Consider the following 20,380-nt stretch of genomic DNA (forward strand, 5'->3'; position numbering starts at 1 on the left):
AACAAAAATCTAGAGCCTTTCCCGTTCCGATCCCATCGGAACGGGAAAGGCTCTAGATCCAACTCATTTCCTGCTCTCATCTGCGAGCCGGTCGAGGCGCTCCGCGAAGGGATCGTCTCCGCTCGCGATGCGATCGTTCGCGATCAGCAGCAGGCGGTCGCGGTCTGCAGCCGCGTCCCAATGCGGCAGGTCCGGGCCGTTGGGATCGCCGCCTTTTGCAAAATTGATCCAGTAGCCGCGCATGCGGCTTGCGACCTCGCGATCGCGCCGCGACAGGATGCCGGCACCGGGCACGCCTTCCGCGCCGAAGATGAATTGCAGCTCGCGGCCGTGACCGCCCTCGGGATTAGCGCGTCGGGCCTCCGGCACATAGGCGAAGCGATAGCGGAAGGTCGGCGCGCCGGTCGCAACATGCAGGCGCGCCAGCAGCCTCACCGGCTCGGAGAAGACCTTGTCGGTGTAGACCTGGGCTGCAAGGTCCGAAGGCGTGGCGAGGTCGGGATAGAGCTTGCGCAACTGCTCGGGTGTCGCGCCTGACGATGCAAGCGCCTCCGCGATCCCGGGCTCGCTGTCAAAACCGGTCTCGTCATCGTTGGCACCGATGATCAGAGGAATGCGGCTCTCATGTCCGGCCGCAAAGCCTGCGGCAATGTCTTCCGTGACGAGACCCCCGTCGATCGCCGGCGCGAAGCCGTGCGGAGATTTTGCGAGCAGCTTCCTTTCGGCCGCAAGCAGCCGCGCCGGCGCGCTTCCGCGCGGGTCGGTGCCATCCTGCCCCAGCGTCGCGACGAATTGCAGGCCGAAGGCTTCCGCCTCCTGCCGCGAACGCAAGCGCACGCGGCCGGCCAGCGATTGCAGGATCGCCTTCTGAAACAGGTCGCGCGCCTCACCGCACAGCATCAACAGCGCGATCGATGTCGCACCCGCACCATTGCCGAACAGAGTGACGTTGCCGGGATCGCCGCCGAACGCCGCGATATTGTCGTGCACCCAGCGCAGCGCCGCGACCTGGTCCATCAGGCCGTAATTTCCAGAGCCGCCTTCCGACAGCGCAGGATGGCTGAGCCAGCCGAGCACGCCGAGACGATAGTTCACGGTGACCACGATGAGGCCAGCCTGCGCGAGCCTCGCGCCATCGAACTGCGGATCGTTGGCGGTGCCGCCGACAAATGCGCCGTCGTGGATGAACATCATCACCGGCAGCGGGCCGTCGACGCCGAAGGGGCGAAACACGTTCAGTGTGAGGCAATCCTCGCGCGCGCTTGGCAGCGACGGTTGAAGGCACGGCGCAGCGTACTCATAGGCGGTGCGCATCTCCGAGCTTTCCACGGTCGCCTCCGGCGGACGCCAGCGCAGCGGCCCGACCGGTGGCGTCGCATAAGCCAGTCCCTTGAAGAACGCCACCTCGCCTTCGACGCCGCCGAGCATCTGGCCTTCGCGCGTCAGCGCAAACGGAAACTGTCCGACCGGCTGGGCTGCGGCCGGGCCGGCAAGGCAGATCAATGTGGCAACCACGATGAGCGCAAGCACGGACCGCATCTTGGGGGATCTCGATGCGCAGGAAGGTCTCCTGCGAGGTTATGTCCGTGACCGTCAGCGAGGCAAGCAGCCTCTTACCTCTGCCCGCTTGCGGGGAGAGGTCGGATCGCCCCCGGCGATGCGAAGCATCGTCCGGCGCGATCCGGGTGAGGGGGTACAGGTCTCTCGGCAGATTTACGCGCGGAGAGAAGCCCCTCACCCCAACCCTCTCCCCGCAAGAGCGGGGCGAGGGAGCGCACCGTCGCCGCGGCGAAAGCTGCGCCAGATCTAACCGCCCTTGGCCAAAATCTCCGCCAGTGCCCGCCGCGCGATGATGCCGAGTTCACCGAGCGTCGAGTGTCCCGACTGCGCCGCTTCGATCAGGCGCTCGGCGATGAACCTGCGGCTGTCGTGATCGCCGCCGTGCGGCAATTGGCGGCACGTCTCCTCCAGGACGACGTCCATGTTGGCTCTGGTCCGCTCACTCAACTCTGTCATGACGCCCGGCCGGCACGCGTGGCTTGTAACCGCAAGCATACACAGAGGGATCAGGCATGATTAGACCGGACAATCACGGCCATTGTGCATCGCGATGCGTGCATTGGAGCAACGTTCGCGCCGCCACCGTGAAGCCGCAAACGACTACCGAAGATTGCACTTGCTCTGATGACAAGCCGAGCCTGCAGGGCTAGCCTGCCGGCAAAACAAAACGCACGGGAGGAAATGCCATGCCGGAAGCAATGGTTGCTGCGCGTGAATCCAAAGCGGCGAGTGGAACAGCCCAACACGTCGACGTCGCCGTGGTGGGTGCCGGGTTTGCCGGCCTCTATCTTCTCCATCGCCTGCGCAAGGCCGGGTTCACGACCGTTGCCCTCGACGAGGCCGGCGATGTCGGGGGAACCTGGTACTGGAACCGCTATCCCGGCGCGCGCTGCGATATCCAGACCATCGACTACAGCTACACCTTCGATCCCGAGCTCGAGGCGGCCTGGACCTGGTCGGAGAAATACGCGACCCAGCCCGAGATCCTGCGCTATCTCGGCTTCGTTGCCGACCGCTATGATCTCAGGCGCGACATCCGCTTCAGGACCAAGGTGACCGAGGCCAGATGGGACGAGGCGGCCGAGCGCTGGCAGCTCACCACCGACAATGGGCTACCTGTCTCCTGCCGCCATTACATCATGGCCACCGGCTGCCTCTCCGCACCGAAGCCGCCGGAGATCGACGGCGTCAAGGATTTCAAGGGCGAGGTCTATTTCACCGGCCGCTGGCCGCATGACGGCGTCAATCTCACGGGCAAACGCGTCGCCGTGATCGGAACGGGCTCCTCGGCCATCCAGTCGATCCCGCTGATCGCCGAGCAGGCCGCGCATCTGACCGTGTTCCAGCGCACGCCGAATTTCGCGCTGCCGGCGCATAACGGCCCCGCCCCCTCCGACCGCATGAGCCTGCTGCAGGGCGATCGCGCGGCCTATCGCGAGCAGGCGCGCCAGTCGATGGCCGGCGTGCCCTATCCGCAGCAGACGGTGGTGAGCTGGCAATTGAGCGATGCCGAGCGGCGTGAGCGGTTCGAACGTGCCTGGGCCGCCGGCGACCTCGTCCACATCCTGACGCAGCTCTGGGCCGACCAGGCCGTCGATGTCGACGGCAACAAGATCGTCCAGGACCTGATCCGCGAGAAGATCCGCGCAGCCGTCAGGGATCCCGAGACCGCCGCGGCACTCACACCGCATGACCATCCGTTCGGCGCCAAGCGGCCGTGTCTCGACACCAACTATTACGCCACCTACAACCGGCCGAACGTCACGCTGGTCAATCTGCGCCAGGAGCCGATCAAGGCGATCACCGCGAGCGGCATCTCCACGAACGGCCGCAGCTTCGACGTCGACGTCATCGTGTTCGCGACCGGCTTCGACGCCATGACCGGCGCGATCCGCGCCGTGCATCCGATCACCGGGCGCGGCGGCAAGTCACTCACCGACGTCTGGGCGCAGGGTCCGCAGACCTATCTCGGGCTCACGGTGGAAGGCTTCCCGAACTTCTTCATGATCACCGGGCCCGGCAGCCCGTCGGTGCTGTCGAACATGGCGGTGTCGATCGAGCAGCATGTCGACTGGGTCGTGAATCGCCTTGCCGCGCTGCGCGATGCCGGCTTCACCACGATCGAGCCGACCGAGATGGCGCAGGCGGGCTGGGGCCGGCACATGGCCGACTGCTCGATGCTGACGCTGCACCGGCTCGCCAACACCTGGTACACGGGCGCCAACGTGCCCGGCAAGGTGCAGGGCCTGATGCCGTATACCGGCGGCGTCGGCCCCTATCGCAGCATCTGCGACGAGGTGACGAGCCGCGGCATGCTCGGCTTCAGGCTCACCGGCCCCAATGGCGCCGCGCAATGCAATGACGGCGAGGTGGTGCGCCTGCAGCCCGACGTGCGGCTGGTGCTGAACCTGCTGGCAACGCTCAACCTGCCGCCGATCGAGTCGATGGGCGCAGAAGGCGCGCGCGCCTTCGTCAACGAGTTCAACAAGGGCCGTCCCGCCGGGCGGCTGATCGGCGACATCGTCGACGGCACCCTGCCCGGTGCCGACGGTCCGCTGCCCTATCGTGTCTTCAAGCCCGCAACGCCTGGCCCGCATCCGGTCGTGGTCTATTTCCACGGCGGCGGCTGGGTGCTCGGCGACGAGCAGTCGGACGAGCCGTTCTGCCGCGACATGGTGCGCAGGACCGGCATGATGTTCGTCAGCGTCGGCTATCGTCACGCGCCGGAGCATCGCTTCCCGGCTGCGGTGGAAGACGGCTATGCGGCGACACGCTGGATCGCCGAGCACGCCGCCGAGCTCGGCGGCAGACCGGGGCCGGTGCTGGTCGCCGGCTGGAGCGCGGGCGGCAACATCGCCGCCGTCACCTGCCAGCTCGCGCGTGATCGCGGCGGGCCCGAGATTGCGGGCCAGTTGCTGATCTGCCCGGTCACCGACTGCACGTTCGACCGGCCCTCCTACAACGACAATGCGACCGGCTATTTCCTGACGCGCTCGCTGATGTACTGGTTCTGGGACATCTACTGCTCGCCGGCCGACCGCACCGATCCGCGCGTCTCGCCGCTGCGCGGCAAGGTCGCGGGCCTGCCGCCGGCCTTCGTCGTTACCTGCGAGTTCGATCCGTTGCGCGACGAAGGCATCGCCTATGCCGAGGCGATGCAGGCTGCCGGCGTCCCGGTCGAGCAACTCAAGGCGCGTGGCCATTTCCACTCGTCCTTCACGATGGTGGACGTGGTGATCACGGGCGCGCCGGGCCGGGTGCAGATGGCCGAAGCCCTGCGGCGCTTCGCCGGGCTTCCGCCGGAAGTCAGCAGCACTGACGAGCGCAGCCACGCTCACGCCAGCCCGGGGCACAAGATCGCGGCAGCTGCGAGCTGACGACGGCAAGGCGGCCGGGAACCTTTTCACGGCCGCTGCGTTAAGTAGTCGTGGCATTGAGATGCAGCGATAGGTGTAGGCCCCGGCGCGCAGATTCGCGCGCGGGGGTTCTTTTTGCGTGAGGCGGTGCGATGGGGGACGTTGTTGCGGAGTCAAAAGTCGATTTCGGCGCGCTTGCGGCGTTGCATAAGTGGCCGTCGCTCGGCAACCAGCGCCGCCCGGACCGCGCGCCCTACCAGGTGAGCGAGGGCACGCTCGACGAATGCATCTCGGCCTTCATGCAAAAGCCGGCGGCGACCCGGCATCTCTATGAGATCCGCACCGCGCCGCAGCCGCCGCTGGTTACCGCCGTTCTCTCACCCGAGCACGTCATCGAGCTATCACGCTGGAGAGAATTTCTCTGACGGCCCTCACAAGCACGTGTGTAGGAACCTTCTTCCGGTTCTTCCCGTTGTCGGAGATCGGAAGTCAAGTCGTGAGCGCCTCACATGCTAGAAGCTGGCGTTACATCTCCCGTCGTGCCTTATGGCGCGGACCAAACCCTGTTCGTCGTCGTCGACCGCCTCGATAGAGCGACCGAAATCCGCATCGAGCGCAGTGATCTCGATGCCGCGATCGGCGAGCTCGTCGCCGGTTGCTTCAACGATCCCATCATGGTGATCTCGTTCAACACGCTCGAGCACTGGATGAAAGACATCTCGACCGACGTCGCCGGCGAGATAAAGGCGCGCTGCGACATCGATGGCGTAGAGCTGCCCGACTATCTCAGTGACTTCGTCGAGAGCCATAGCTGAGGGCGCATCGCGCCTCAAACGTTGCAAATCGCGCCCAACAAAAAAAGCGCCGCTTCTGCGGCGCTTTTCGTGTGGCAACCTCAATGGTGCCAGAACAATGCCAGCAGCAGAATGATCGGCAGCGGCACGCCAAGCAACCAAAGCAAAGCACCTCGTCCAAAACCCATGATGTCCTCCTCTCTCACGCCCAAATGACGCGGGAGACGAGCGGAAGTTCCTCGCTTCGGAGGAAGCACGAATGCGCTTACGGCATGGGTTACGGGAGTTATGCGCGCCGATATTTTCCGGTGATGACCTCGATCTCGCGGCGGCGTTCGCCGGCGAAGGTCAGGAGCTTTTCGATCGTCAGCGTATCCGTGATCCGTTTGGCGAGCCGCTCGGCACGCGCGGCCTGATCTTCGAGATACTGGATCGTGTTCAAGCGTCCGCCTCCCCAAAAGCCCCAATTTGTTTGGGCAGCCATGGTGCTTGAGAAGCGCCTAACAGCCGGTTAAGCGGCAGCATCTTGCATCGATGAATCGCAGGCCTATCGCACGACGTCGAGGCGGACGTTGGCGAGGCCCTTGTCGACCATGCCGAGCGCTTCGGCCGCGGACGGAGAGATGTCGACCACGCGCCCGCGAACGAAGGGGCCGCGATCGTTGACCCTGACGGTGACGAAGCGGCCGGAGGACACGTCGGTGACGCGCAGCTTGGTGCCGAACGGCAGCGTGGGATGTGCCGCGGTCAATTCGTTCTTGTCGAACTTCTCACCGCTCGCGGTCTCGGTGTCCGAGTAGAAGCTGGCGAGGCCATGCGCGGCGGTTCGCTTTGCCTCACCGTCGGGGACACGTGCCCGGCTGATCGGCCGCGGATGCAGCGCCGCCACCCTGTGCGGCCGCTCGACTGCAGCCTGCCGGCTTGTGCCGGCGAGATCGGCTTTCTGGCGGCCGACCGGCGACTGCGCACAGGCAGCGAGCGATGCGGCACCCAGGATCGCGAGCAGTAACCGGCTCGAGGTTGCCAGCGACATTCGGGCAGTTTCGGCACGTGCAATGCGAGACATGATGCGCCCTCCGAACAACCCCAAGTTTCGGTGGGCAATCGGGGCAGAACCTTGTCGGAACAAAAGCGGCCTTGCGGCCGCCACCGTTTCGCGCCGGCTGTGACGATTCCATCACAGTGGATGTCCTGAATCGGGACAGATCAGCGGACTATCTGCCCGATACGATGCGTAAAATGATCGGGCGCGCATCCGGCCGAGCCTCATCAGCACCGGCGTTCCCGCGCAGCAGCCGCATCAGCTCGCGGCGATAGAGCCGCCGCCAGCCGGTTTTCAGGCTGGCGAGAAAGTCGAGCTCCAATTGCGTCAGTGTGCACATGAACCCGATCCGGTTTGCTGGAGGCGCGCCGTCAGCCGACGAGGCCTCCCATCGGTTTGACGTCGGTGCTGCCGGGGAACACCGTCTCGGCGAGGACCTTTTCCTCGACGCGCAGATGATCCCTGAGCAGGCCTTTCAGCACGGCACGTAAGTCAGTGGTCGGCTTGAGATCGCGGTCCTCGAGGAGTTGCGCGGGCTTCAGGCCCGGCCAGTCCGCGATCACGCGGCCGCCGGCGAGCCCGCCGCCGATGAGGAAGGCGACCGTGCCGGTGCCGTGATCGGTGCCTTGCGTGCCGTTGATGCGCGCGGTGCGGCCGAACTCGGTGACGACGGCGACCACCGTCTCGTGCCACACCTCGCCCATGTTGCTTTCGATCGCGGCGAACGCGCCGTCGAGCGCGCCGAGCAGATTGTAGAGCTGACCGGACGCTGCGCCTTCGGCGATGTGCGTGTCCCAGCCGACGAAGCCCATCGCGCCGACGCGCGGGCCGTCGGGCTTGGCGAGATAGCGCGCGGCGGTGCCGGCCGCCTCGGCGAAATAGGCGCGCACGCGCGCGGCGCCGGGTGGCATCAGCGTCGGGTCGTCCGACATGGGATCACCGGTGCCGGGCGCGCCGCCGAGCGAGGCGAGCTTCATTCGCGCCTGGAGCACGGTCGCAAGCTTCGGATCGGTGTGCTGGTAGAGATCGAGCAGGCGGTTCTGTGTGTCCTGGCTCGCCGGCAGGAGTCTTTGCGGCACCCATGTCATGACCGGCGCAGAGCCGCGCACCACCAGCGGCGTCACCGAGCCGATGCCGAGCGCGCGGCTACCGCGCGGATCGACTCCGCCGCCGGACTCCATCGCGAGCAGCGCGCGGTTGAGCCATCCCGAAGCGGTCGCACCGGGCCTGGTGAACCCGCTCTCGAGCACGTCCTGGCCGTCGAAATGCGAGCGCTCGCGATAGGGCGTCGCCGTGGCATGGACGATCGCGGCCTTGCCGCTCTTGTAGAGCCGATGCAGGTTCGGCATCGCCGGATTGAGCGCGAAGAAGGCATCGAGCGGCAGCGCCGGCGGCTTACCGTCGAGCAACAGCGCGCGATCACCGCGCAAGGCGACCCAGTCGGGATCGCCGACCGGCGCGACCGCGCCGAGGCCATCGAGCGCGCCGCGCAGGATGACGACGAGCAGGCGCGGATCGCGGCCTTCCGCGCGCGCGATCCGCGGCATCTGGCTCCACGCGAACAGCGCGCCGGAGCCGGCCAGAAGCTCGCGCCGCGTGGGCCAATGATTGACGCCCATGCTCACCTCCTCTGAAAATCCGCCGACATGAACAGGAGCGCAAGCGCCTGCTGCCGGCTCTCGGCACGACCGACCGCCTGCTTCACCTCTTGTGCGATCTCGGACGCAAAGACGTCCTCGATGATGACTTGCGGATCGGCCATGCCGGTGATGCGCTCGGCAAAATTGTTGGCGATGTCGAGCCGCCGGCCGACGCCATCGATCCAACTCGCCTCGTCGTCCGGATAACCCTTCGGCGCGGACGGACGCCACAGCGCCTCGCCGAGCAACTCCTGGCCGCCGGTGTAACGGACCGGATCGACGGTCGTGATGCCGGTCGCGCGCACCACACCGACGACCCATTCGCTGGGACGCTTGAGCTTCGACGGCGGTCCGCGCCACGCCTCGTCCGACGACACCATCGCGATCGCGACCTGCTTGAGGTCACCCTCTGTGTCGCGAAAGGTCTTCGCCATCTGCTCGATCAGCACGGGCGGCGGCTCGTCGGCGACGAAGTGCCGCGCGAGCTTGGTCGCGACATGGGTTGCGGTGGCCGGATGCGCGGCGAGGTCGCGCAGCACCGCGCGGCCCTGCTCGGCGTCCTCCTGCTCGTAGCGCTTGCCGAGCACGGTCTGCCCGCCGGGCTCGTGCAGCCGCGGATTGAAGGTGAACTCGCCGCCATGCTGGGGATCGGCGCCCGGCGGCACCAGCGTCCAGCCGGTCATGACATTGGCGAAGCTGATCACGTCGTCCTGGGTGTAGCCGGTGCGCACACCGACCGTGTGCAGCTCCATGATCTCGCGCGCGATGTTCTCGTTGAGGCCGCGGCTGCGGTTGATGCCCGCGATCGAGTTCGCGCCCATCGATTCCAGATTGTCGAGATAGAACAGCATCGCCGGATGGCCTTCGACGGCCAGCAGGAGATCGACGAAGCGGCCGAGCGCGTTGGCGCGAACCGCCTCGCGCTCATAGGCGCCGGACATGCTCTGGATCTTGTTGGCAGAGACGCAGAAATGGTTGGACCAGAACCACACCAGCCGCTCGGCGAAACCGATGTCGGCGGCAAGCGCAGCTTCCGTGCGCAGCTTGGCTTCCTGCAAATACATCGGACGTCCGGGATCGGGAACGGCTTCCGCGGCCTGCTTGGCCGCGATCTCCGCGGCGTCCTTGTCCTGGGCTTGACCTTGCTTCTCCTGGCCCTGAGCTTGCGCCTGGTCTTCCGACATGGCCGGCGCGGCTGCCGCCATCTGCTGCTTCCTGGCCTGCTGCTGCGCCTGCTTGACCCGCGCCGTCCGCCGCGCATTGGCGTCGGCAACGGTGCGGAACGCTTTTGCACTCGTGGGAAGGACGGCAGCGGCGGTCAGCACCAGCGGCCGGTCGAGCTCGGCGATCAGCGCGCCGCGCGGGTCGGTGCCGATGGCGGCGATTGATCCCGGCCGCGGCCCCATGCCGAAACGATGGAGCGCCAGCACGGCTTCGGCCTTTGCAGAATTGCTCATGGCGAACGCCCAATTCTCTCGCGTCTGCCCGACGGCGCGCCGTCCCAGGCTACCAATCGTAATGCTACACACCGTAACACTTGAGATGGACCCGGGCAAGCGGAGATTGTGCCACCCCCGTTCGGCTATCGCGAGCCGCCCATCCGCGGCGACGGAGGGGCGACTGCAACGATCTTAGAAATTCGGCCCGAGCGCGATCTTGGTGATCGTGCCGTTCCTGACACCGATCCGCCATTCCGCCGAGCCGTTGGCGAACTGGGCGATGTAGATATCGCTGTCGAGCGCGGTGACGCCGCGGAACGACACCGCACGCAGTGTGCCGAGCCGCGCCAGGATGGCCTGGTCGAACGGAAGCTGCTGGCGCGTGATGTCGGCGACCTCGGGCGTCATGTGCTCGTAATCGGGCTGTCCCTTGCCGACACCCTCGATGTAATGACGCAGCATCTCCTCGCCATTGGCGATCGGAACGGCGCGGCGCGCGGCTCGTCCCGGCTTAGCGCCGAGGGTTGAAGCTTCGACATTGTGGAAGCGCGTCTGCCGGCCCGGCATCAACACCTCGAGACACCGCCCCGACTTGTCGGCAATCACCCAGGCATTGTTCACGGTGGTCGTGGCAGCCCAGGTCATGTTGGATCTGACGACGCTCTGGCTCTTGCGATTGCCGTCGGCATCGAGATTGAAGACGCGGATATCGTCGCCCAGCTCGTTGTAGAGCATGATGCGGATCGGCGAGGTGCCGGCGCGGCCGCGCACATTCTCCTCTTCCGAGCAAGGCAGGATGCCGCCAAGCTCGTCATTGCCGTCGGCCCGGAAGAGCACGTCGCCGGCCTTGCCGTCGGGCTCGAGCAGCAGACGGAATTCCGCGGTGCCGTTCTCGAACTTGGCGCCGTAGATGTCATAGCCGCCGGGGCCGACGCCGCGGAAGAAGATCGACTCGAGCGCGCCGAGCGCCACGAACGTCGCCTGCGTCTCATTGAGCTGGCGGTGCACCTTGGCAGCCAGCGGCGCGCTCATCCGGTCGTAGTTCGGCGTGCCCCGGCGCAGATCCTCGATCCCGCGCAGGATCATCTCCTTGCCGCCGGCGACGGGGACCTGTTCGCGGAAACGGTCCGGCACCTCCGCGACACGGCGCGCGAAGTCGGCCTCGATCGCCTGTGCGGTGGCCGCATCGATCCGCGGCGCGAGGCGGGCGCCGAACACCGCATTCTGGACCAGCACGCGCGAGACCCTGGCCTGCTCGTCGCGCAGGAAGATCAGGAGATTGTCGCCGTGGATCGAGAAGACGTCGGCGCCTTCGGCCAGAAGTGCCGTCCTGCCCAGCACGGTTTCCTGCACCTGAAGCCGATCGCTGTCGCGGCGCACGGTCAGCACGCGGTTCGGCGCAACCTTGTACCAGCCGACATACTGGTCGAGCGATACGGTATCGGCTGCCGCCGTCGGCACCTCGGCGAGACGAACCGCGCGGATGTCGCGGCCGTTCATGCGCAGCATCAGCTCGGCCGAGCGGCGCTCCGCATCAGCAGAGAACGTGATCTCGCCGGACGAGGCCGCGTAGGACGCGGTGCCGTCACGCCCGACCGTCAGGCGCAATTTGCGCTGCCCGGTCAGCTGTCCATAGAGTTCGTCGTCCTCGCGGAAGATGGCGAACACCGAGGCCGGGCCCATGGCGTAGAAATTGACGAAGGGGCGGTAATGCTCAGCCGGCACCTCGCCGCTATCCGCAACCGTGGGCGCAGGGTCCGGCGTGCGATAGACGATCATGCCGGTCGACACGATCACCGCCGGCACGATCGCGGCCGCGATCCACAGCCGCTTGCGCCAGCCGACCGCGACGGGCATCGCGGCGGCCGCGATGATGCGCTCGACGCGGGCGCGCACGGTCGAGGCCCGCGCCATCGCGAGCTCGACCGGGCGCGGTTTCACGGTGCTGGCGAAATCGAGCAGGATCTCCGCATAGGACAGCCGGTCGTCGATCACCTCGATCGCCTGCGCGTCGCTAATGATCTCGGCGAGCTCGGCAAGGCGCGCGAGCTGCCACCAGGAGAACGGGCTGAACCAAAACACCGCGCGATTGAGCGAGGCAAGCAGGAGGATATAGAAATCGCGGTTGGCGACATGCGCGCTTTCATGTGCAAGCACCGCGAGGCGCTTCTTCGCATCCCATCCCGCAAATTGCGGCGGCACCAGAATGGTCGAGCCGAAGGTGACGGGACCGCCGACGTCGCGGCTGACGCGAATGTCGGCATCGATCAAAGGCGCACCCTTCATCGGCTTCGCCGCGCGCGCCAGGCGCCAGGTCAGGCCGAGGCCGATGGCGAGCCGCAGCAGCAACAGGCCGGCGACGCCGGCATAGACGATCGTCGCCACCAGCCACCAGTCGATCGAGATGCCGCCTCGCGCCGGTGGTGCGACGACCGCGCGTGGTGTGATCGGCAGCGCCGGCGGCGGCGTCTCCAGCATCGCGAGGTCGGCCGGCCACAATTCGCCCGGCACCGGCACGGCCGAGGGCAACCGATCGATGGTGAGCGTCGGCCAATGCATCACGAACGGCATCGCGAGCGAGGCCATGAGCACGACGACCCACGCCGTCATGTGGACGTGCGGATTACGCACACGAAACAGGGTGAGACCAAACCAGACGACGCCTCCCAGCACAAAGGAGCGCAGCGCCGCCTCCGCCAGAGTTGCGATCATTCTTTCTTCACTCCCCTCGCTTTCTTCGCCTTGGCCACCTGGTCGGCCAGCGAGCGCAATTGCTGCTGGTCGAGCATCTTGTTGTCCACCATGCCGACGAGGACCTCCTCGATCGAGCCGTTGCAGAACCAGTCGACGATGCGCTGCACCGCCTTGGCCGCAACGCGCGCGCGGGGTTCGGCGGCGTTGTACACGTAAGTGCGGCCGTCCACCGTGTGGTTGACATAGCCCTTTTCTTCCAGCCGGCGCAGCACCGTGCGCACCGTGGATTCCTTCAGGCGCCGCGACAACCGCTCACGCACGATTTCGGCCGTGACAGGACCATGGGCCCAAACCAGTTGCATGACCTCGTGCTCGAGGTCGCCGAGTTCAGGCAAACGATCGTCCATGGCATCTGACCTTGCGGATTGAGTTTTCTTGTAACGCTACAGACTGTCGCATATGAGGCCGCGCCGAGCAACGGCGTTTCCGGCAGGAATGCTACCGCGGGGCTGACCTAACGACGCGCGTTGCGACCCGCGAGGGCGGTGCGCTCCCTCTCCCGCTTGCGGGAGAGGGTTGGGGAGAGGGTGTCTCCGCGCCGGGGCTCCCCAAGAGGATAGAACCCTCACCCGGCGCAAGTGCGCCGACCTCTCCCGCAAGCGGGAGAGGTGACCGAGCCAGCCGCCAGATCGAGCCAATCAAAAGTCACCAAGCCTCAGTACTTCGGCTCGTACATCTGCGACTGGACCAGGGCCTTCACGTCATTCGGCGCGGGTCCGTCCGCGAGCCCGCGCTGAAAAGCGACGTCGGCGACCGCGGCGGCGATGCGGACCGAGACTTCGCGGATGCGGGGCAGAGCCGGATAGAGGCTACCCTGGGCAAGGTCCTCCTTGCCGACGCAATCGGCGAGCGTATGGGCGGCCGCCATGAACATCTCGTCCGTCACCAGCCTGGAGCGGCTGGCGATGACGCCGAGGCCGACGCCGGGGAAGATGTAGGAGTTGTTGCCCTGGCGCGGCACGAAGGTGCGGCCGTTGAGCGTGACCGGATCATACGGGCTGCCGCAGGCGAACAGTGCGCGGCCATCGGTGTAGCGATAGGCGTCCTCCGCCGAGCATTCCGCCTTCGAGGTCGGGTTGGAGAGCGCGAACACGATCGGCTGCTCGTTGAGCTCGGCCATCGTCTTCAGCACCTCGGGCGTGAAGGCGCCGCCGACTGCGGCCACGCCGATGATCGCCGTCGGCTTCAGCGTCCTGATCGCGGTGAGGAAGTCGGCAATCGGCGCCTGGCCGGCATGGGCATAGCGCAGCTTGTGGCCGGAGAGGCTTTCACGGCCGCTGACGACGAGGCCGCGGGAATCCACCAGCCAGTTGCGCCGGAGTGCTTCGGCTTCCGTGGCGCCTTCCGCCATCATGGCGGAGACCACGAGATCGGCGATGCCGGTCGCCGCCTCGCCCGCGCCGAGGAACAGGATCTTCTGATCCTTCAGCTTGCCGCCGGAGACGCGCAGGGCCGAGAACAGGCCGGCAAGCGCCACCGCCGCGGTGCCCTGGATGTCGTCGTTGAAGACGCAGGCCTCGTCGCGATATTTGTGCAGCAGCCTGAACGCCGAATGATTGGCGAAATCCTCGAACTGGATCAGCACGCCCGGAAAGGTCTTTCGCGCGGCGGTCATGAACTCGTCGACGAAGCTGTCGTAAGCCTCACCCGAGAGCCGGCGTTCGCGTAAGCCGAGATAATAGGGATCGTTCAGGAGCTCTTCGTTGTTGGTGCCGACGTCGAGCACGATCGGGAGGCACAGCTCGGGATGCACGCCGGCGCAGGCCGAATAGAGCGAGAGCTTGCCGACCGGAATGCCCATGCCATTGGCGCCGAGATCGCCGAGGCCAAGGATGCGTTCGCCGTCAGTGACGACGATCAGTTTTGCGGGATAGGGCCAGTTCTTCAAAATCTCCGCGATCTGGCCGCGATCGCGCGAGGAGATGAACATGCCACGTGGCCGCTGGAAGATCAGGCCAAACTTCTGGCAGGCGAGCCCGACGGTCGGCGTGTAGATGATCGGCTGGATCTCGTCGATATTGTCGACCACGACACGGAAGAACAGCGCCTCGTTGCGGTCATGCAGCGCGTTCAGCGCGACGTATTTTTCGAGGTCGGTCGGCAGCGCGCGCAGATTGATCAGAACGCGCTCGACCTGCGCCTCGATCGTCAGCACGCAAGGCGGCAGCAGGCCACGCAAGCCGAGCGCGGCGCGCTCCGCTTCGGTGAAGGCAGTGCCTTTGTTGAGCAAGGGATCGCGCAGCAGCGTCATGCCGTGCGCGGTGTCGGATGATGTCGAATGGGCACTGACCCGAGCAGGTCTATTCACGAATTCCCCCAGGGAGTTTCTTATTGAACCGCAGGCATTGTCGGCCACCGCCCCCTTGAGATCAAGGACGTAGAAACAAGCGCGTCGATTGTGATCTCGCACCGCAGCAGACTGGTGCGAAATCCGGCAAATACGCGCGCGAAAAGGTTAACGCAGCAAGCTCCCTCTCCTCATGGTGAGGGATTGAGAGCGGCCCCTCTCTCCCCTCGTCATTCCGGGGCGCGCGTCAGCGCGAGCCCGGAATGACGAGAAGGCCTCACAATCCGTCAGGATGAGGAGTCATCTGCGGCAACAGCGCTATTCCGGCTTGATGTCGGCGGCCTTCACGATCGGCCACCATTTCTCGGTCTCGGCCTTCTGGAAGGCAGCGAGCGCTGCAGGCGTTTGCTGAGCTGCAGGCGGGATCTCCTGCCCCAGTTCGGCAAAACGCTGCTTGACGAAAGCATCCGCAAGCACGGCGACGATGGCCGCGTTGAGCCTGGCGACGATGTCCTTCGGCGTGTTCTTCGGTGCCCAGATGCCATGCCAGTAGGAAATATAGAGCCCGGGCAGGCCCGCTTCGTCGACGGTGGGAATATCGGGTGCGGAAGCAAGCCGTGTCGGCGAGGTCACCGCGAACGCCTTGATCGCACCGTTCTTGTATTGCGGCAGCGAGTTCGAGGCCTGGTCGAACATGATGTCGATCTGGCCTGCGACGAGATCGATCATCGCCGGCCCGGCGCCGCGATAGGGCACGAACTGGAAGTCGGTCCCGGTCTTCTCCTTGAAGAAGACGCCGGCGACATGGGCGCCGGTGCCCGCGCCCGCCGTCCCGGCGGTGGCCTTGCCGGGATGGGCCTTCAGCCACGCGATCATCTCCTTCAGGTTGTTGGCCTCGAGCGACTTCCGGCCGACGATGAGCTGCGTGCCCATCGCGATGGTCGCGACCGGCTCGAAATCGGCGATCACGTCATAGGGCAGCTTGAAGATCGCGCCGTTGAGCACATGCGTACCCCAATGGCCGATGGTGATGGTGGTGCCGTCAGGCGTCGCGCGTGCGACGCGGGCGCCGGCGATGCTGCCGGACGCACCCGCCACGTTCTCGACCACGACCGTCGTATGGAGCTCGGCCGCGATCCGCTCGGACAGGATCCGCGCCAGCGTGTCGGTCGGGCCGCCCGCTGCGAACGGCACGACGAGGGTGATGGGGCGCGACGGAAACGGCTGCGCGTTGCCAGGAGCGGCCCACACCGCGCATCCGATCAGCGCCCAAATGACGAACACATGACCACGACATCCAGCCCAGAGCCCCCGCATCATCGTCTCCACCCTTTTTGCCGCCCGCATTGTCAGCGGGCTGAGGCTGGAGTGAACGCTGCCGGACGAGCGCAGGCAAGCTGGAATTTTGCGGAGCCGCTATCCGGCCGCCCGCCGCGGCGTCAGATTGGCGGTCCCCTCTGCCGGCGGCGCGACATGCATCAGAATGGTCTGGGTCGCGGAGGCAACCTCGATGCCGTGCTGCTGGAAGCGCTGCTTCATGCGGCGGTTGAATTCGCGCTGTACCGGCCAGCGGCCGGCCTCGGTGCAACGGATCTGGCCGACGATCGACACCATCGCGCCGTCGACCTTGTCGACGCCCCACAATTCGAGATCGCCGCGGATCAGCGCGCGGAAGTCCGTTTCGCGCCGCATCTCGCCGACGATGTCCTTGAGGATCTGGCCGGCGCGGTCGGTGTCCTCCTTGTAGGCGACATTGACGCTGACGGAGGCGTTGCCGGCGCCGCGGCTGGCATTGGTGATGGTGGTGACCGCGCTGAACGGCACGATGTGCACGGCACCGTCGCCGGCGCGAAGCCTGATCGTGCGGATCGAGACGTTCTCGACGACGCCCGAGAGGCCGGAGACGCTGACATTGTCGCCGACCTGCACCGTGTTTTCCAAAAGCAGGAACAGGCCGGTGATGAGATCCTGCACCAGCTTCTGCGAGCCGAAGCCGATGGCGATGCCGACGATGCCGGCGCCCGCGAGCAGCGGCGCGACATTGACGCCGATCTCGCTCAGCGCCGTGAGGCCGACGACCGTGGCGATCAGGCACAGCAGCGCGGTGCGCAGCATCGGCTGGAAGGTGCGCAGGCGCGCGGCACGGGCGTAGTGCCCGTCCCTGGACAGCGCATTGATCTGGCGGTCCAGCAGCGCATTGCTGATTTCCCAGATCGCCGCAGCGATGAACACGGCAATGCCGATCGTCACCACCGCCGAGATCAGCCGGCCGCCGATCTGGCCGCCATAGAACCAGACGATGGCATCCACGCCCCAGACCTCGAGCACGGCGACGAAGCCGATGAAGGCGATCGCGCCCGAGACGATCTTGCGCAGCAGCGGCAGATAGCGGTTGGCGCGGACCTCCAGCCCCGGAAAGCGCTGCAGGATCTCCGGCTTGATGCGGAAACCGCGGTCGATCAGGCTCAGCGTCAGCATGATGGCGACGCGCGTGATCACGGCGACCACGATGGTGCCGACGAAATATTGCAGCAGCAGCGAATAGCCGTTGCGGATGTTCAGCGCCCACACGGCCCACAGCGCCAGATCGAGTGCGATGGCGAGATAGTGCCAGCCGCCGGCGATGCGGTTGCGCAGGCGCGCGGCGATGCCCTGCCGGTCGGCCGGCGCGCGGATGGCCTCGGCGACCTGGCGGCGACATTGCAGGATGATGACCACGATGAAGAGGTGCACGACCAGCATCACCATGCGGATCAGCGCGGCATAGCCGGCGCGATGCAGGCCGAGCAACAGTGCCACGTTGGCGAAGGCGATGCCGGTGACGCCGACACCGACGATGCGGCGCGCCCAGATCTCGATATAGGCCGCAGTCTCGGCCCGTACCGGAAACAGGCCGAACGGCCCCGCCAGCGCACGGACCAGGCAGATCAGCCCGCGCGAGAACGCATAGGCGTTGACGACCGCGAGGATCACGAGGCGGACGGTTGTGGGCTCACCGATCTCCGTCCCGAGCAGCGCGGTGGAGATGCCGACGAAGACGAACACGGGAAGCAGTTCGAGCACGAAACGCCCGAGCACGAAGGGCAGCCGCAGCATGACCTGCCAGACCCGCGCCAGACTGTGGCGACGCCTGTGCAGTTCGGGCTCGGGGGTGACGTCGGTCACCGATGACGGTGGATCGGCAACGGGGAGCGCCTGCGTCGGCAGGCGCGGGGTTTGCGGCACGCGTCCCTCCAGAAACGCGACCGGCCGGCGGATCAGGCGGAAGATCACCCATTCGGCCGCGAGCGCGCAGCCGAGCACCAGCGCAAGCTTCCAGGCGATCTCGATCAGGAGATTGTAGGCCGCCGGATCATTCGCGGTGCGCATGATCCAGTAGTAGAAGGCCGGAAAGTGCGTGAGCGTCCGTGCCATGCCGGCGATCTCGCTCGAGATCTCGCCGATCTGCTCGGACACTGTAAGCATGAGCTGCGCGCCGAGGCCATCGGCCGCAAGCGGGATCGGCGATTTCTGTTCGGGCGCAGGCTGCTGTGGACCGGACGCATTTGCGATTGCGCGCAGCGTGTCGATCATCTGCGCGCGCTTCTTGTCGTCCTGAAGGGTCTCAAGCGCACGCTTGGCCTCATCGGACGACAGCGCGGTCGCACCTTTGGCATTCGGCGCGGGCGTCTCGGCGCGAACTGGGGAGAAAGACGAGATGGCAATGAAGAGCGCTGCGAGAAGCGCCGGGACAAGCTTGTGCGACACGCGGATTCCCTGAGAAAAAAATGAACGCGCCGGCGGCGACGGAACCGTCAACGCCGAAGCACTTGCGTCATGTCGGATGACAGCTATTCGCCGCGACCCTGTGTCAGAAATTGGCCTTTGAGGCGACATTCTCTTGGCATTTGCCGCAATGCAGGCATCGGAAACTCCGCTTCCGCCCCAACGCAATGCCGAGTTGGATGGAACACGATAGCCCACGCCAAAACCTCGCCCGTCATTCCGGGATGACTCCGGAACGACGGCGAAGAGGACGAGGGAGAAGACATGATGCCAAATGCCCGGCGCGACCTCGTCAGGTCTGCGCAATGCGAGCGTGCCAAAATTACAGCGCCGGGAAGGTAGGGGCTATGCCTCACTGATGCAGCCCGCTAAACCTTGACCCGGCGTGCCGTTCGCGGTTTGCGCCGCTATGCGATAGTCCGAACGAGCTCCATCGCAATTAACGCGGCTGGATTTGCGGAGGTGGTGTCATAGACCTCCCCTTGCTCATGAGGTGGACGTTACGCGTCGCGTATTCGCGACCACTGGAATGCTCCTCCTGCGACACAAAACTGTCAAGCAGGATCAACGGCTCTCAAATCACATTTAGCGCTGCGTTCCACATTGTTCCGCGACAGATCGGCCGCGTGAAACAGCGGAATAAATCCCTCGACGCAACGTTTGTGTCAAAGGAATATTCCCTGTCCCACATCTCCTTCGTTTCCAGAAAGCCCATCTCGTATTTGCGACCCGCCAAGCCCTATATCGACGCGATCAAGGCCGTCACCGACAAGCCGATCAAATACGTCATCTACAGCCACCATCACTACGACCACATCGCCGGCGGCCAGCCATTCAAGGATCTCGGCGCCACCTTCATCGCGCACCGGCGAACCAGGGAGCGTCTGCTCGAGCTGAAGAAGCAGAAGTCCCTGCTCGCCGACGTCGTGATGCCGGACCAGGTGGTGGACGACAAGAAGAGCATCACGCTCGGCGGCACCACGCTGGAGCTGAACTATGTCGGTCGCAATCATTCCGACAACTCTCTGGTGATGCGGCTGCCCAAGGAGAAGATCGTCTTCGTGGTCGACTTCGCTCCGATCGAAAGCGTCCAGTTCCGCAACATTCCCGACAATGCCTCGCCGCTGGAATACATCGCCTCGCTGAAGAAGCTCGCCTCGCTCGACTGGGAGCGGATGATCCCCGGCCATCCCTATGCCGGCGGACGCTTCGGCACCAAGAAGGACGTCGAGGACGACATCGCCTACATGGAGGACCTCTCCACTGAAGTGAAGAAGGCGGCGGACGCCGGCAAGTGCTTCGACACCGCGATGAAGGAGGTGAAGCTGCCGAAATACGAGAAGTGGGCGAATTACGAGGCGAGCCTCCCCGCCAATGTCGAGCGCTTCTGCTACTGGTGGGGGCGGGGGTATTGAGAGTCGGATTGCCCAGACGCGACGAGCTTCGCTCGCGCTGAGGGCGCGGGTACTAGCAAGCCGCTTGCACAGAACTCGTAGGGTGGGCAAAGGCGCGTCAGCGCCGTGCCCACCACCTCTATCGAGTCGAAGATTGGTGGGCACGCTTCGCTTTGCCCACCCTACGAGATCGGAGATCGCGGCTACGAGCGACGACGAACGGGTCGCTCTGCTGCCCTGCTCCGGTCCGCGGCGATGATAGCATCATGCCCCTGTTTTGCCCGACGAGGCTGGGCAAGAATGTTGCTTTTTGGGAGTTGATGTAGGATTCGTCTTATGGCGAATCGCA

At 65.6% G+C, this 20,380-nt stretch carries 16 protein-coding genes; 4 read left to right on the forward strand and 12 right to left on the reverse strand.

Annotated elements, in window-relative coordinates; all coding sequences use genetic code 11:
- Positions 1-63: 63 nt before the first annotated feature.
- Both JQ635_RS12770 and JQ635_RS12775 read right to left on the reverse strand, forming a co-directional pair.
- The gene (locus tag JQ635_RS12770) at positions 64-1,539 is read right to left on the reverse strand and encodes a carboxylesterase/lipase family protein (RefSeq protein WP_211410201.1); all 1,476 of its coding nucleotides are present in this window, start codon (positions 1,537-1,539) and stop codon (positions 64-66) included.
- A 267-nt stretch (positions 1,540-1,806) separates the two neighbouring features.
- Positions 1,807-2,055: a hypothetical protein gene (locus JQ635_RS12775; protein WP_211410202.1), complete on the reverse strand. Its 249-nt coding sequence runs from the start codon at positions 2,053-2,055 to the stop codon at positions 1,807-1,809.
- A gap of 191 nt (positions 2,056-2,246) precedes the next feature.
- Here JQ635_RS12775 and JQ635_RS12780 point away from each other — a divergent pair, with 191 nt between their 5' ends.
- The 3 genes from JQ635_RS12780 (at position 2,247) to JQ635_RS12790 (ending at position 5,731) form a co-directional block, all read left to right on the forward strand.
- Complete coding sequence (locus tag JQ635_RS12780; protein WP_211410203.1) at positions 2,247-4,937, forward strand: flavin-containing monooxygenase; 2,691 nt, start codon at positions 2,247-2,249, stop codon at positions 4,935-4,937.
- Between the two features lie 131 nt (positions 4,938-5,068).
- Positions 5,069-5,341: a hypothetical protein gene (locus JQ635_RS12785; RefSeq protein WP_211410204.1), complete on the forward strand. Its 273-nt coding sequence runs from the start codon at positions 5,069-5,071 to the stop codon at positions 5,339-5,341.
- Positions 5,342-5,425: 84 nt separating this feature from the next.
- Positions 5,426-5,731, forward strand: a complete 306-nt coding sequence (locus JQ635_RS12790; protein WP_211410205.1) for a hypothetical protein — start codon at positions 5,426-5,428, stop codon at positions 5,729-5,731.
- 265 nt (positions 5,732-5,996) lie between these two features.
- On the opposite strand, the gene JQ635_RS12795 is transcribed toward JQ635_RS12790, so the two are convergent.
- From JQ635_RS12795 to JQ635_RS12840, 10 genes are all read right to left on the reverse strand, one after another.
- A complete protein-coding gene (locus JQ635_RS12795; protein ID WP_018640808.1) occupies positions 5,997-6,152 on the reverse strand; it encodes a hypothetical protein in 156 nt (51 codons plus the stop codon).
- A 105-nt stretch (positions 6,153-6,257) separates the two neighbouring features.
- The gene (locus tag JQ635_RS12800; protein ID WP_211410206.1) at positions 6,258-6,776 is read right to left on the reverse strand and encodes a septal ring lytic transglycosylase RlpA family protein; all 519 of its coding nucleotides are present in this window, start codon (positions 6,774-6,776) and stop codon (positions 6,258-6,260) included.
- Positions 6,777-6,924: 148 nt separating this feature from the next.
- On the reverse strand, positions 6,925-7,092 hold the full coding sequence (locus JQ635_RS12805; protein ID WP_211410207.1) for a hypothetical protein: 168 nt from the start codon (positions 7,090-7,092) through the stop codon (positions 6,925-6,927).
- A gap of 31 nt (positions 7,093-7,123) precedes the next feature.
- Entirely contained in the window at positions 7,124-8,371 is a 1,248-nt protein-coding gene (locus JQ635_RS12810) for a DUF1501 domain-containing protein (protein ID WP_211410208.1), read from the reverse strand.
- Between the two features lie 2 nt (positions 8,372-8,373).
- On the reverse strand, positions 8,374-9,849 hold the full coding sequence (locus tag JQ635_RS12815; protein WP_211410209.1) for a DUF1800 domain-containing protein: 1,476 nt from the start codon (positions 9,847-9,849) through the stop codon (positions 8,374-8,376).
- Positions 9,850-10,023: 174 nt separating this feature from the next.
- Positions 10,024-12,543, reverse strand: coding sequence for a M56 family metallopeptidase (locus JQ635_RS12820; RefSeq protein ID WP_211410210.1), 2,520 nt, complete (start codon positions 12,541-12,543; stop codon positions 10,024-10,026).
- Positions 12,540-12,932 (reverse strand): BlaI/MecI/CopY family transcriptional regulator, encoded by a 393-nt coding sequence (locus tag JQ635_RS12825; RefSeq protein WP_211410211.1) that lies wholly within the window; start codon positions 12,930-12,932, stop codon positions 12,540-12,542. The genes JQ635_RS12820 and JQ635_RS12825 overlap by 4 nt, the downstream gene beginning before the upstream one ends.
- Before the next feature lie 308 nt (positions 12,933-13,240).
- The gene (locus JQ635_RS12830) at positions 13,241-14,893 is read right to left on the reverse strand and encodes an NAD-dependent malic enzyme (RefSeq protein ID WP_211410212.1); all 1,653 of its coding nucleotides are present in this window, start codon (positions 14,891-14,893) and stop codon (positions 13,241-13,243) included.
- A gap of 297 nt (positions 14,894-15,190) precedes the next feature.
- The gene (locus tag JQ635_RS12835; RefSeq protein WP_211410213.1) at positions 15,191-16,189 is read right to left on the reverse strand and encodes a Bug family tripartite tricarboxylate transporter substrate binding protein; all 999 of its coding nucleotides are present in this window, start codon (positions 16,187-16,189) and stop codon (positions 15,191-15,193) included.
- A 99-nt stretch (positions 16,190-16,288) separates the two neighbouring features.
- Positions 16,289-18,619 carry a mechanosensitive ion channel domain-containing protein gene (locus JQ635_RS12840; protein ID WP_211410214.1) on the reverse strand — a complete coding sequence of 777 codons (2,331 nt, stop codon included), beginning with the start codon at positions 18,617-18,619 and terminating at the stop codon, positions 16,289-16,291.
- Positions 18,620-19,359: 740 nt separating this feature from the next.
- Between JQ635_RS12840 and JQ635_RS12845 the strand changes: the two genes are divergently transcribed.
- Positions 19,360-20,052 (forward strand): MBL fold metallo-hydrolase, encoded by a 693-nt coding sequence (locus JQ635_RS12845; RefSeq protein WP_246583483.1) that lies wholly within the window; start codon positions 19,360-19,362, stop codon positions 20,050-20,052.
- Positions 20,053-20,380: the final 328 nt, after the last annotated feature.

Origin of the sequence: Bradyrhizobium iriomotense, assembly GCF_018130765.1 — a bacterium.
Taxonomy (GTDB): domain Bacteria; phylum Pseudomonadota; class Alphaproteobacteria; order Rhizobiales; family Xanthobacteraceae; genus Bradyrhizobium; species Bradyrhizobium iriomotense_A.

Coding starts and splice junctions, on each gene's coding strand:
- JQ635_RS12770 (WP_211410201.1), bottom strand. CDS start 1,539: ATGCGGTCCGTGCTTGCGCTCATCGTGGTTGCCACATTGATCTGCCTT.
- JQ635_RS12825 (WP_211410211.1), bottom strand. CDS start 12,932: ATGGACGATCGTTTGCCTGAACTCGGCGACCTCGAGCACGAGGTCATG.
- JQ635_RS12820 (WP_211410210.1), bottom strand. CDS start 12,543: ATGATCGCAACTCTGGCGGAGGCGGCGCTGCGCTCCTTTGTGCTGGGA.
- JQ635_RS12835 (WP_211410213.1), bottom strand. CDS start 16,189: ATGCGGGGGCTCTGGGCTGGATGTCGTGGTCATGTGTTCGTCATTTGG.
- JQ635_RS12775 (WP_211410202.1), bottom strand. CDS start 2,055: ATGCTTGCGGTTACAAGCCACGCGTGCCGGCCGGGCGTCATGACAGAG.
- JQ635_RS12805 (WP_211410207.1), bottom strand. CDS start 7,092: ATGTGCACACTGACGCAATTGGAGCTCGACTTTCTCGCCAGCCTGAAA.
- JQ635_RS12785 (WP_211410204.1), top strand. CDS start 5,069: ATGGGGGACGTTGTTGCGGAGTCAAAAGTCGATTTCGGCGCGCTTGCG.
- JQ635_RS12780 (WP_211410203.1), top strand. CDS start 2,247: ATGCCGGAAGCAATGGTTGCTGCGCGTGAATCCAAAGCGGCGAGTGGA.
- JQ635_RS12800 (WP_211410206.1), bottom strand. CDS start 6,776: ATGTCTCGCATTGCACGTGCCGAAACTGCCCGAATGTCGCTGGCAACC.
- JQ635_RS12815 (WP_211410209.1), bottom strand. CDS start 9,849: ATGAGCAATTCTGCAAAGGCCGAAGCCGTGCTGGCGCTCCATCGTTTC.
- JQ635_RS12790 (WP_211410205.1), top strand. CDS start 5,426: ATGCTAGAAGCTGGCGTTACATCTCCCGTCGTGCCTTATGGCGCGGAC.
- JQ635_RS12810 (WP_211410208.1), bottom strand. CDS start 8,371: ATGGGCGTCAATCATTGGCCCACGCGGCGCGAGCTTCTGGCCGGCTCC.